The organism is Agrococcus sp. SL85 (assembly GCF_026625845.1).
Lineage (GTDB): Bacteria > Actinomycetota > Actinomycetes > Actinomycetales > Microbacteriaceae > Agrococcus.
In genome coordinates, this window is sequence record NZ_CP113066.1 from 1,235,127 (window position 1) to 1,247,348 (window position 12,222).

11 protein-coding genes and 1 pseudogene are annotated in these 12,222 nt (G+C 75.2%); 9 read left to right on the forward strand and 3 right to left on the reverse strand.

Translation table 11 applies throughout. From position 1 onward, the window contains the following. Positions 1-129 precede the first annotated feature (129 nt). The 7 genes and pseudogenes from OVA14_RS06040 (at position 130) to OVA14_RS06065 (ending at position 7,671) form a co-directional block, all read left to right on the forward strand. The gene (locus OVA14_RS06040; protein WP_267505349.1) at positions 130-561 is read left to right on the forward strand and encodes a DUF2510 domain-containing protein; all 432 of its coding nucleotides are present in this window, start codon (positions 130-132) and stop codon (positions 559-561) included. 233 nt (positions 562-794) lie between these two features. After that, on the forward strand, positions 795-3,164 hold the full coding sequence (locus tag OVA14_RS06045; RefSeq protein ID WP_267505350.1) for a DEAD/DEAH box helicase: 2,370 nt from the start codon (positions 795-797) through the stop codon (positions 3,162-3,164). 95 nt (positions 3,165-3,259) lie between these two features. Beyond that, positions 3,260-3,526, forward strand: a pseudogene (locus tag OVA14_RS13800) (hypothetical protein); the annotation flags it as partial. Between the two features lie 130 nt (positions 3,527-3,656). After that, a complete protein-coding gene (locus tag OVA14_RS06050) occupies positions 3,657-4,019 on the forward strand; it encodes a hypothetical protein (RefSeq protein WP_267505351.1) in 363 nt (120 codons plus the stop codon). Between the two features lie 35 nt (positions 4,020-4,054). Further along, a complete protein-coding gene (locus OVA14_RS06055) occupies positions 4,055-5,188 on the forward strand; it encodes a serine hydrolase domain-containing protein (protein WP_267505352.1) in 1,134 nt (377 codons plus the stop codon). Positions 5,189-5,281: 93 nt separating this feature from the next. Further along, a complete protein-coding gene (gene recQ / locus OVA14_RS06060; RefSeq protein WP_420710621.1) occupies positions 5,282-7,291 on the forward strand; it encodes a DNA helicase RecQ in 2,010 nt (669 codons plus the stop codon). Between the two features lie 2 nt (positions 7,292-7,293). Further along, positions 7,294-7,671, forward strand: coding sequence for an RNA-binding S4 domain-containing protein (locus OVA14_RS06065; protein ID WP_267505353.1), 378 nt, complete (start codon positions 7,294-7,296; stop codon positions 7,669-7,671). Here OVA14_RS06065 and OVA14_RS06070 read toward each other — a convergent pair. Beyond that, a complete protein-coding gene (locus OVA14_RS06070) occupies positions 7,668-8,084 on the reverse strand; it encodes a VOC family protein (protein WP_267505354.1) in 417 nt (138 codons plus the stop codon). The genes OVA14_RS06065 and OVA14_RS06070 overlap by 4 nt on opposite strands. A gap of 159 nt (positions 8,085-8,243) precedes the next feature. On the opposite strand from OVA14_RS06070, the gene OVA14_RS06075 reads away from it, so the two are divergent. After that, complete coding sequence (locus OVA14_RS06075; RefSeq protein ID WP_267505355.1) at positions 8,244-9,095, forward strand: HpcH/HpaI aldolase/citrate lyase family protein; 852 nt, start codon at positions 8,244-8,246, stop codon at positions 9,093-9,095. Positions 9,096-9,170: 75 nt separating this feature from the next. Here OVA14_RS06075 and OVA14_RS06080 read toward each other — a convergent pair whose 3' ends face one another. Then, the gene (locus OVA14_RS06080; RefSeq protein WP_267505356.1) at positions 9,171-9,362 is read right to left on the reverse strand and encodes a CsbD family protein; all 192 of its coding nucleotides are present in this window, start codon (positions 9,360-9,362) and stop codon (positions 9,171-9,173) included. 84 nt (positions 9,363-9,446) lie between these two features. After that, on the reverse strand, positions 9,447-11,237 hold the full coding sequence (locus OVA14_RS06085; protein ID WP_267505357.1) for an MDR family MFS transporter: 1,791 nt from the start codon (positions 11,235-11,237) through the stop codon (positions 9,447-9,449). A gap of 417 nt (positions 11,238-11,654) precedes the next feature. Between OVA14_RS06085 and OVA14_RS06090 the strand changes: the two genes are divergently transcribed. Continuing rightward, the gene (locus OVA14_RS06090; RefSeq protein ID WP_267505358.1) at positions 11,655-12,218 is read left to right on the forward strand and encodes a M15 family metallopeptidase; all 564 of its coding nucleotides are present in this window, start codon (positions 11,655-11,657) and stop codon (positions 12,216-12,218) included. Positions 12,219-12,222: the final 4 nt, after the last annotated feature.

Below are 12,222 nucleotides of genomic sequence, written 5' to 3' on the forward strand. Positions count from 1 at the left end.
ATCCTCGGCACCTCGTCGCCCCTGCCCTCGGCGCCGTCGCCCGCGGTCGGGCCCACGCCGGGGTCGACCGCCTCCGTCCCACCGCACGGGTCGAGCTTCGGGCAGCGCACGGGCGCGCTCGTCGACCCGGTGCTGCAGAGCGACGAGCCCGCGCCGGCGCCGGTCGGCGCGATGCCCTCCGCCGCCGCGCAGCCGCAGCCCTCGGGGCCCGTGCCCGCCCAGGAGCGCGACCTCTACGGCCGGGCGGTGGGCCCGGGCGCCGCGGCCCCCATCCCGACGCCGGCGGAGTTCGACCGGCTCGAGCGCGCGTCGCACGAGCAGCAGGCGCGGGCCTACGAGGCGTGGCTCGCGGCGCAGCGCCCCGCTGCGCCGCGGCTCGGCGCGGACCCGCACCACGGGGCGCCCGCGCGCGTCGGCCTCGCCCCGGGCTCGGCCCAGCAGGCACGGCAGGACTGGTACCCGGACCCGTTCCGACGCGCCGACCTCCGCTGGTTCGACGGCCGCGGCTGGACCTCCTCGGTGATGCGGGGCGGGCTCCGCGGCACCGACCAGCCTGGCTGAGCGCGAGCATCCGGCCCCGCCGGGCCGAGCCGCGCATGCGGCCCGCCCTCGCGCTCGCGCCCTCGGTGCCGTAGCCTGGGATGGTCGGCTCGGGACATGGCGCAGGTGTGCGCCGCGATGGAGTGTCGCCGCGGCCGGAGATCCCGCGAGCACCCTCGCGGTCGACCACCCCCGCGATGATCAGCGGCTTCACCATGCGCGAGCACGTCCTCGCGCGCAGAGAGATACGAGCGATGGCACGACCCGACGACCGCCCCGGCGGCGCCCGACGACCGAACGACCGACCCGGCTCCCGCAGCCAGGGCCACCGCGGCTACCGCGACGAGCAGCCCGGCAAGCGCCGCTGGAGCGACGAGGACCGCGACCGCCGCGCGCAGCGCGGCGGCCCCGGCGGCCAGCAGGGCGGCTCGCGCCGTCCCAACTGGACCCCGCCGGAGGAGCGCGACCGCGAGCGCGGGCGCGGCCCGGCCTTCCGCACGCGCGGCGACGCCCGCGGCGGCCGCGACCACCAGCGCGACGACCGCCTGCACCGCGGCGAGCGCCCGCGCGGCTTCGACCGCAGCCGCGACGAGCACCACGGCCGTGGCCCGCGCCGCGACGACCGCGGCTTCGGCGACCGGCCCCGTCGCTTCGAGGACCGCGACGACCGTCCGCGTCGCTTCGAGGACCGCGGCCCGCGCCGCGACGTCGGGGGCGACCGCCGCGACGACCGTCGTCAGGACGACCGTCCGCGCCGGTTCGAGGGTCGCGACGAGCGTGGCCCGCGCCGCGACTTCGGCGACCGTCCGCGTCGCTTCGAGGACCGCGAGGAGCGTGGCCCGCGTCGCGACTTCGGCGACCGCGGCCCCCGCCGCGACTTCGGCGGCGACCGCCGCGATGAGCGCGGCCCGCGCCGCGACTTCGGCGGCGACCGCCGCGAGGAGCGTGGCCCGCGCCGCGACTTCGGCGGCGACCGCCGCGAGGAGCGTGGCCCGCGCCGCGACTTCGGCGACCGTCCGCGTCGCTTCGAGGACCGCGATGAGCGTGGCCCGCGCCGCGACTTCGGCGGCGCCCGCCGCGAGGAGCGTGGCCCGCGCCGCGACTTCGGCGACCGTCCGCGTCGCTTCGAGGACCGCGAGGACCGCGGGCCGCGCCGCGACGTCAGCGACCGTCGCGACGACCGTCGCCAGGACGACCGTCCGCGTCGCTTCGAGGACCGCGCGCCGCGCGAGGACCGCCGCGACGAGCGCCCGCACCGCGACCGCGACGCGCAGCCGCGCCGGGACTCCACCTACTACCCCTCGAACGACGCCAAGCCCTTCGAGGCCAAGGAGGACGTCGTCCTCGAGCGCCTCGAGGCGCAGGCGACCGCGGCGGCGGACGTCGAGGGCGTCACGTTCGCCGACCTCGGCCTCGGCGCCGGCATCGCGGGCGCGCTGAAGTCGATGGGCGCCGAGACGCCCTTCCCGATCCAGGCGGCCACGATCCCCGACGTGCTGGCAGGCAAGGACGTGCTCGGCCGCGGCCGCACGGGCTCCGGCAAGACCATCGCGTTCGGCTCGCCGATCGTCGAGCTGCTGCTGCGCAACCGCCCCGAGCGCCGCGAGATCGGGCGCCCGCCGCGGGCGCTCATCCTCGCGCCGACGCGCGAGCTCGCCCAGCAGATCAACCACACCGTCATGGGCGTGGGCCGCGCCGTCGGCATCTTCACGACCGTGATCGTCGGCGGCGTCCGCCAGGGCATGCAGGTGGAGTCGCTGCGTCGGGGCGTGGACATCCTCATCGGCACGCCCGGTCGCATCGAGGATCTCGTCGAGCAGGGCGTCCTCAACCTCGGCGCGATCGAGATCGCCGTGGTCGACGAGGCCGACCACATGTGCGAGCTCGGCTTCCTCGAGCCCGTGCAGCGCATCCTGCGCCGCACGCGCCCCGGCAGCCAGAAGCTGCTGTTCTCGGCCACGCTCGACGCGGAGGTCGCCACGATCGTGCGCGAGTTCCTGCCCGAGCCGGCCGTGCACGAGGTGGCGGGCGAGGACCAGGCGACCTCGACGATCGACCACCAGGTGCTCGTGACCGATCGCTACGACAAGGACGCGGTGCTCGAGCAGATCGTGCGCAACCCCGGCCGCATCGTGGTCTTCACCCGCACCCGCGCCTACGCGGAGCGGCTGCAGGAGCAGTTCACCGACGCGGGCGTCACGGCCGTGAGCCTCCACGGCGACCTCACGCAGGCGCGCCGCAACCGCTCGCTCGAGAAGCTGCGCCGCGGCAAGGTCGACGTGCTCGTCGCCACCGATGTCGCGGCCCGCGGCATCCACATCGACGACGTCGCGCTCGTCGTGCAGGCCGATCCGCCGGACGAGTACAAGACCTACCTGCACCGCTCCGGCCGCACGGGCCGCGCGGGCCGCGACGGCCGCGTCGTGACCGTCATCGCCCCGGCCCGCCGCAAGCGCATGCAGCAGCTGCTGGAGCGCGCCGAGATCGAGGCGCCGATGCTGCCCGTCGTCCCCGGCGACGACCTGCTCGACACGCTCACGGTCATCGAGGCGGCCGAGGCGGAGGCGGTGGAGGCCCCCGCGGCCGAGCCCGCCGCCGCGTCCGAGGCTCCCGCGGAGGACTGACGCCGCACCGATCCGGCCCCGTCGTCGCCCCCGGCGACCGCGGGGCCGGATCGTCGTCTGCGGGGAGGCACAGGCTGCGGGCGTAGCGTGGGGCCATGCGCATCGTCGTGATCGGCGGATCAGGGAACGCGGGCTCGGCCATCGTGCGGGCGCTCGGCAGGAGCGGCGCGGAGGCCGTGCCGCTCTCGAGGTCCGGCAAGGCCATCGCGGGCGCCCCGGGCGTCGCGGCCGACATCGTCTCGGGCGAGGGCCTCGACACGGCCTTCGCGGGCGCGGAGGCGATCGTCGACGCCTCGAACTCGCGGAACCCGCTCGACCTCCGCCCCTTCACCGTCGGCGCCCGCAACGTCGTCGCGGCCGCGGAGGCCGCGGGCGTCGAGCGGGCCGTCGTGCTCTCGATCCTCGGCGTCGACCGCTCGAAGGCTGTCCTACCACCGCAAGAAGCTCGAGCAGGAGGACGTCTACCGCGCCTCCGCGCTCGAGGCGGTCGCCGTGCGCGCCTCGCAGTTCCACGAGTGGCCCGTCGACATGTTCGAGGCGGGCGCCGCGCTCGGCGCGATCCCCGTGATGCTCGGCGGCCGCCTGCAGACGGTCGACGTGGGCGAGGTCGCCTCGCTCGTCGCCGACGAGGCGACGGAGCCCTCCGGCAAGGAGATCGTGCCGATCGCGGGACCGCAGGTGCGCGTCTCGCGCGATCTCGCGAAGGCGTGGCAGGCCGCGACGGGCGCGCGCGGGCTCATCGTCAACGGCCCGTTCCCGCCCTCGCTGCTCGAGTACGTGCGCTCGGGGGCCAACCTCACCGAGGAGCGCAAGGGCCGCGTCACCTTCGAGGAGTGGCTCGCGCGCAGGCGCTGAGCCGGGCAGCCGAGGGGCGGCCGAGCATGGGAGCCGTGCAGGGGATCGCCGACGAGGCGGTGCGCGCGCACGGGGTCCCTGGCGTCGTCGCGGCGATCGCTCGACCGGTCGACGAGGACGTCGGGGTCGCGGGGGCGCGCACGATCGGCGGGCCGCCGATGGAGCGCGGCACCGTGATGCGGATCGCCTCGGTGACGAAGCCGATCGTCGCCGTCGCGACGCTCGCGCTCGTCGACCGCGGCGCGCTGCGGCTCGACGACCCCGTCGAGCGCTGGCTGCCGGAGCTCGCCGCGCCGCGGGTGCTGCGCGACCCCTCCGGACCGCTCGACGACACCGTGCCGGCGGAGCACCCGATCGAGGTCGGGCACCTGCTCGCGCTCCGCGGCGGCCTCGGCTTCACCACCGACTTCGACGCCCCGCTCGCGCACGCGCTCGCCGGGCTCGGCCAGGGGCCGCCGGATCCCGCGTGCGCGCGGCCGCTCGACGAGTGGCTCGCGGCGATCGCGCAGGTGCCGCTCGCGCACCAGCCGGGCGCGGGCTGGACCTACAACACCGGCCTCGACCTCGCCGGCGCGCTGCTCGCGCGACTCGGCGGCTGCCTGGGCGCGGTGCTCGACGAGACGGTGCTCGGCCCGCTCGGGATGCGGGAGACCGGATTCCGGCTGCGACCGGAGCAGGTGGCGCGCACGGCCACCTCGTACCGCTTCGAGGGCGACGCCCCCGTCGTCGTCGATCCGCCCGACGGCGGCTGGGCGGGGGAGGTGGCCTTCGAGTCGGGCGCCTCGGGCCTCGTCTCGACGCTCGACGATCTGCTCGCGCTCGGCCGGATGCTCGTCGACGGCGGGCGGTCCGGCTCCGGCGAGCAGGTGCTCTCGGCCGAGTCGCTCGCCCTGCTGCTGCGGCCGGGCGCGCCGAGCGATCCGGCCGACCCGTTCCTCGACGGCCAGTCGTGGTCGCTCGGCGGCTCCGTCGACGTCGTCGAGCGCGAGCCGTGGCACGCGCTCGGCCGCTACGGCTGGATGGGCGGCACCGGCACCGCGCTGTACGCCTACCCGCGCTCGCGGCAGGTGGCGGTGTGGCTCACGCAGCGCCAGCTGGCCGCGCCCGACGACGCAGAGCGGCTCGTGCCGCTGCTCGCCCGCGCGGCCGAGCGCGACCGCGCCGCCTGAGGGCCGCGGCCGCCCACACCCGCCCGGCGCCGCGGCGCGCCGCGTCGGCGGCCGCGCCTAGGGTGGGAGGCGCACACGAGCGGAGGGGGAGCCGTGACCGACGCGAGGCACGACGAGTGGGCGCCGCCCAGCGACGACGACGCACCCGACGCGTACGGCGACTGGGGCGCCTTCGACGCGCCGGACGACGGCTGGGTGCCGCCCTCCGATGCCGATGCACCCGCCGGCGACGGGGCCGGAGGGAGTCGTGCAGGCGTGCCCCGGTCGTTCGCGTCCGCGCCGCGGGCCCCGGGCGTCGCCGCCTCCGCGAAGGCCGCGACGCCGCTCGAGGCGCTCACGCGCGTGTGGGGCTACGACGCCTTCCGCGGCCCGCAGGGCGAGATCATCGACGAGCTCGTCGCGGGCCGTGACGCCGTCGTCCTCATGCCCACCGGCGGCGGCAAGAGCCTCTGCTACCAGATCCCCTCGCTCGTCCGCGAGGGCACGGGCGTCGTCATCAGCCCGCTCATCGCGCTCATGCACGACCAGGTCGACGCGCTCGAGCAGCTCGGCGTGCGCGCCGCCTACCTGAACTCCACGCAGTCGGTCGACGAGCGCCGCGACGTGGAGCGGCGGCTCCTCGCGGGCGAGCTCGACATGCTCTACCTCGCGCCCGAGCGCCTGCCCGTCGCGCAGGCGCTGCTCGACGCCGCGCCCATCGCGCTCTTCGCGATCGACGAGGCGCACTGCGTGAGCCAATGGGGCCACGACTTCCGCCCCGACTACCTGGGGCTCTCGATCCTCGGCGAGCGCTGGCCCGAGGTGCCGCGCATCGCCCTCACCGCCACCGCCACGGTCGAGACGCGCGCCGAGATCGTCGAGCGCCTGGGCCTGGGCGGCGCGCGCGTGTTCGTCTCGAGCTTCGACCGCCCCAACATCCAGTACCGGATCGCGCCCAAGCAGGACGCCAAGGCGCAGCTGCTGCGCATCATCCGCGACGAGCACGAGGGCGCGGCCGGCATCGTCTACTGCCTCTCGCGCCGCTCGGTCGAGCAGACGGCCACGTGGCTGCGGCAGCAGGGCATCGACGCGCTGCCGTACCACGCGGGCCTCGACGCCGCCGTGCGCGGCGCCAACCAGCGCCGCTTCCTGCGCGAGGACGGCGTGGTCGTCGTCGCGACGGTCGCCTTCGGCATGGGCATCGACAAGCCCGACGTGCGCTTCGTCGCGCACCTCGACCTGCCGAAGTCGGTCGAGGGCTACTACCAGGAGACGGGCCGCGCCGGCCGCGACGGCGAGCCGTCGACCGCGTGGCTCGCCTACGGCCTGCAGGACGTCGTGCAGCAGCGCCGCCTCATCGCCGACGGTGATGGCGACCAGCAGCGCAAGCGCGCGCAGTCGCTCCACCTCGACGCCATGCTCGCGCTCTGCGAGACGGTCGAGTGCCGCCGCCAGCAGCTGCTCGCGTACTTCGGGCAGGAGTCCGAGCCCTGCGGCAACTGCGACACCTGCCTCTCGCCCCCCGACGCCTACGACGGCACCGTGCCCGCGCAGAAGCTGCTCTCGACGATCGTGCGCCTGCAGCGCGAGCGGCGGCAGTCGTTCGGCGCCGGCCACCTCGTCGACATCCTGGTGGGCGCCGACACCGAGCGCATGCGCCGCTTCGGCCACGACCAGCTCGCCACATACGGCATCGGCGCCGACCTCTCGGGCCCGCAGTGGCGCGGCGTCGTGCGGCAGCTGCTCGCGCAGGGGCTGCTGCGCGTGCAGGGCGAGTACGGCGTGCTCGCGATCACCGAGGAGTCGTCGGCGGTGCTCGCGGGCGAGCGGCCGGTGCGGCTGCGCCACGAGGCGGCGCAGCCCGCGCGGGCGCCGAAGCGCTCGGCCTCCACCCTCGAGCTCGACGACGCCCAGCAGGCCACGTTCCAGACGCTCCGCTCCTGGCGCGCCGAGACGGCCAAGGAGCAGGCGGTGCCCGCCTACGTCGTCTTCAACGATCGGACGCTCGCGGCGATCGCCGAGCGGCGGCCCGAGACCCTCGTCGAGCTCTCGACCATCTCGGGCGTGGGCGAGTCGAAGCTCGAGCGCTACGGCGAGGCCGTGCTCGAGGTGCTGGCGCGCTGACCATGAGCGGGAGCGTGCGGCTCGATGCTTGGATCTGGGCGGTGCGGGTGACCAAGACCCGCTCGGCCGCGACCGCGGCCTGCCGCGGCGGCCACGTGAAGGTCAACGGCCAGAGCGCGAAGGCGGCGCAGCCGGTGCGGATCGGCGACGAGGTGCGGGTGCGGATCGCGGGCTTCGACCGCATCCTCGTCGTGCAGCAGCTGCTGACGAAGCGCGTGGGGGCGCCGCTCGCGGCGGCCGCGTTCGAGGACCGCACCCCCGCGCGCCCGGATCCGGTCGCTGCCCAGATGGTGCCGCGCCGCGACCGCGGCGCCGGGCGCCCCACGAAGCGGGAGCGGCGCGAGCTCGACCGGCTGCGCGGCCGCGACGACGAGCGCTAGCCCACCTCGCCGGCGGGCGGGTCGCCCTGGTAGCCGATCAGCCAGCGGACGCCGAACCGGTCGGTCACCTGCCCGTCCGAGTCGCCCCAGGGGCGCCGCTGCAGCGGATCGACATCGGTGCCGCCCTCGGCCAGGGCGTCGAACCAGCGGTGCAGCGTCGCGGCGTCGGCGGTGCCGAGCAGCGAGAGCAGCACGCCCTCGAGGCGGAGCGGGGCGTCGCCCGGGCCGGCGTCCGAGCCGAAGAGCTCGACGGGCCCCTGCAGCATGCCGTGGGCGATCGCCTGCGGGTCGCCCTCGGCGCCGAACTCGCCCTTCGTGTGCAGCACGAGCTCGCCGCCGAAGACGTCGCGGTAGGCGGTGAGCGCCTCGCGCGCGGTGCCGGGGAAGGAGAGGTAGGGCGTCAGCCGGGTCATCGTCGTCTCGTCTCGTCGCTCGCGGTGGGCGCCCGGGTCCGGCCGCCGAGCGCGACGCTACTCCTGACGGCTCCGCGGCCGGTCGGGCGAGCGGGCGCCGGCGCGACCGCAACGCACGCAACCCCGTCGGCCGCGGGCGCCCTCGGTAGGCTGGAGGGCGTGCCTCACACCGCCGTGTCCCCGCAGATCGCCCGCTCCTGGCTCCTCGTGCCGGCCTCGAAGCCCGAGCTCTTCCAGATCGCGCAGGAGAGCGAGGCCGACGCGATCATCATCGACATCGAGGACGCCGTCGCCGCGAAGGACAAGGCGCAGGCGCGCGAGGAGACCGTGCGCTGGCTCTCGAGCGGGCACCGCGCGTGGGTGCGCATCAACGACGCGGCCTCCGAGTTCTGGAGCGGCGACTGCGCCGCGCTCAAGGACGTGCCCGGCCTCGTCGGCGTGATGCTGGCGAAGACGGAGTCGTCGAGCCACGTGAACGACACCGCCGACCGCCTGCCGGAGGGCATGCCGATCCTGGCGCTCGTCGAGACGGCCCGCGGCCTGCAGCGCGTCGCCGAGATCGCGAACGCGCCCTCGACCTTCCGCATCGCCTTCGGCACGGGCGACTTCAAGCGCGACACCGCGACGGGCGAGGACCCGATGGCGCTCGCGTACGCCCGCTCGCAGCTCGTCATCGCCTCGCGCGCCGCGCGCCTGCCCGCACCGATCGACGGCCCCACGCTCTCCGCCGACGCCCTCGCCGAGGGCACCCGCCTCACGAAGGAGATGGGCATGTCGGGCAAGCTCTGCCTCACCCACACGCAGGCCGCCGCCATCAACGCCGGCCTCGCGCCGAGCCCCGAGGACGTCGCGTGGGCGCACGGCTTCGTGCGTGCCTTCGAGGAGTCCGGCGGCAAGATCACCGACGGCTCCGACCTGCCGCGCCTCGCCCGCGCGCAGAAGATCCAGGCGCAGGCGGCCGACTTCGGCATCGAGGTCGACGCCGCGACGCTCGCGAACCTCAACTACTGAGGCTGCGCCTGCGGGCGCACGCAGAAGGCCGGGCGGTGCTCCGCCCGGCCTTCCGTGTCTCACCGCAGCGAGCGCTCAGCGGAACGCGTCGCCTGCATCCTTCGCTGCGTCCTTGACGTGCTCGCCGGCCTGCTTCGCGTTCGCGGCAGCCTGGTCCTGCTGGCCCTCGGCCTGCAGTCGCTCGTTGCCGGTCGCGTCGCCGATGGCCTCCTTGGCCTTGCCGACGTGCTCCTGGGCTGCGTTCTTGATCTTGTCGTCGAGTCCCATGGGCCCTCCTTCGATCGTCCGTGGCGGCCGGGCGAGTGCCGCAGCGCCTGGGGGACAACCTAGGCGCTCAGCCTGGACGTCGGCTCACGAATCGGTCGGAGCCTCCGATGGGCCGCGCGCGGCGCGCACCACGGGCACCGAGGCCGTCACGGGCGGCGCGACGGAGCCCGGGATCGACGCGTCCTGCTCGAGCTGCGCCTGCGCGGCGCGGCGCTCGAGCGCCTCCTCCATCGCCGACTTCTGCCGCAGCGGAGGAGCCTTGAAGAACAGCGCGATCACGACGGCGACCGAGACGACCGCGAGCGCCACCCAGAAGGGCGTCGTCGTGGCCGTCGAGAAGCCGTCGAGGAACGGGGCCGCGAGCCGCGGGTCGGCCGTCGTGAGGAACGACGAGTCGTCGTTGAGCGCCTCGCCGATCTGCTCGGGGTGGGCCAGGATGTCGAGGATGCGGGCGTTGCCGGGATCGGCGGCGACCGCGGGGTCCTGCAGCGCGGCCCCGAGGTCGGCGCGCAGGTCGTCGCGGCCGAAGGCGGCGCGCAGCGTCTCGGGCAGGCGCGAGAACAGCAGCGAGAACACCACCGCGACGCCCGCGGTGCCGCCGAGCTGGCGGAAGAAGGTCGCCGAGCTCGTGGCGACGCCCATGTCCTTCGGGTCGACGGCGTTCTGCGAGGCGATCGTGAGCGTCTGCATGAGCATGCCGAGGCCGAGGCCGAGGATCAGCTGGCCGACGAGCAGCATCCACAGGGGGCTGTCCCACTGCAGGGTCACGAGCACCCCGTAGGCGGCCGCCATGATGCCGAGGCCGACGACGGGGAAGAGGCGGTAGCGGCCGGTGCGGGCGATGATCTGGCCGGAGCCGATCGAGGAGATCATGAGGCCGAGGATCATCGGCAGGGTCGCGAGGCCGGCCTCGGTGGGCGTCATGCCGTGCACGATCTGCAGGATGAACGGCAGCAGCATCATGCCCGCGAACATGCCGAAGCCCGTGAGCACGCCGAGCACGGTCGCCATCGCGAAGGTGCGGCCGCGGAAGAGCGCGAGCGGGATGAGCGCGGCGTCGCCCATGCGCGACTCCACCCACACGAAGGCGACGACGCCGAGCGCGCCGACGACGTAGCAGGCGATCGCGGCGACGGAGCCCCAGCCCCACACGCGTCCCTGCTCGGCGACGAGCAGCAGCGGCACGACCGCGACGGCCAGCAGCGCCGCGCCCCACCAGTCGATGCGCACGCGCTCGTGGTGCGACGGGAGGTGCAGGAAGCGCCAGACCATGAAGAGCGCGGCGGCGCCGATGGGGAGGTTGAACAGGAAGACCCAGCGCCAGCCGTGGAGGCCCAGGATCTCGGGCGTGCCCGCGAAGAGCCCGCCGATGAGCGGGCCGAGGATCGACGAGACGCCGAAGATCGCCAGGAAGAACCCCTGGTACTTCGCGCGCTCGCGGGGGCTGAGCACGTCGCCCATGATCGTGAGCGGCAGCGAGAACAGGCCGCCCGCACCCAGGCCCTGCAGCGCGCGGAACGCCGCGAGCTGCACCATGTCCTGCGCGAACGAGCTCGCGATCGAGCCCGCGAGGAAGAGCACGATCGCGATGAGGAACAGCGGCCGCCGGCCGAAGATGTCCGAGAGCTTGCCGTAGATGGGCGTGACGATCGTCGAGACGATGAGGAAGGCGGTGACGACCCACACCTGCAGGTCGAGCCCGCGGAGGTCGTCGGCGATCGTGCGCATCGACGTGCCGACGACCGTCTGCGAGAGCGACGAGAGGAACATCGCCATCATCAGGCCGGCGAGCACCAGCAGGATCTCGCGTCGGGTCATCGGCGCCGCGGGGGCGGCGGCCGCGGCGTCCGTGGATCGCTGCGGGGTCTCTGGCATGGGGCTCCTCAGGTGCCGGGGGCGGCGTGCTGCGCCGGGCTGCCGTCGACTCCTCTGAGGAGGTCGTTAGCCGGGCGAATGGTCGACCGACCAATGCTACTCCTGCGGGCGCGCGACCGGAAGCGCGATGGGTCGCGCGGGGGCCGTGGGGACGCGTGCGAGCATGGATGCGTGCGGATGCTCCACAGGATGCTGACGGCCGCGATCGCGGTCGGGCTGCTGATGACGGGGTGCGCTGCCCCCGCGCCCGGGCCGACCGGATCCCCGCAGCCGCTCCCGCCGACGTCGGCTGCGCCGAGCGGGGCGCCGGAGCCATCGGAGGACGCGACGGCACCGACGCCGTCGGCGGAGCCGACGTCTCCGGCGGCGCCAGCGCCCTCGGAGCGGTGGGACATCGACGCCGGGTCGAGCCTCACCGTGCTCGTGAACAAGCGCCGGCCGCTGCGGCCCCAGGACTATGCCCCCGAGCTCGTCGAGCCCTCGGTCTCGCACGATGCCGGCGAGGAGGCGATCCGGCCGGAGGCGGATGCGCCGCTGGTCGCCCTGGATGCGGCGATGCGCTCCGACATCGGCGAGGGCGTGCACGTGTTCTCCTCCTACCGCTCGTTCCAGCGGCAGACGGCGCTCTACGACGGCTACGTCGCGCGCGAGGGGCAGGCGCGGGCCGATACGACGAGCGCGCGGCCCGGTCACTCCGAGCATCAGACGGGCCTGGCGATCGACGTCGTCGGCACGGGCCTCGCGTGCCGCCTCGACGTGTGCTTCGGTCGCACGCAGGCCGGCGCCTGGATCGCCGAGCACGCCTGGGAGCACGGCTTCGTGGTGCGCTACCCCGAGGGCGAGGACGCGGTGACCGGCTACGCCTATGAGCCGTGGCACCTGCGCTACGTCGGCGTCGACGTCACGACGGCGATGCGCGAGGCCGGGGAGACCACGCTCGAGGCGTTCTTCGGCACGGGCGACGCGCCCGACTACGGCTGAGCGG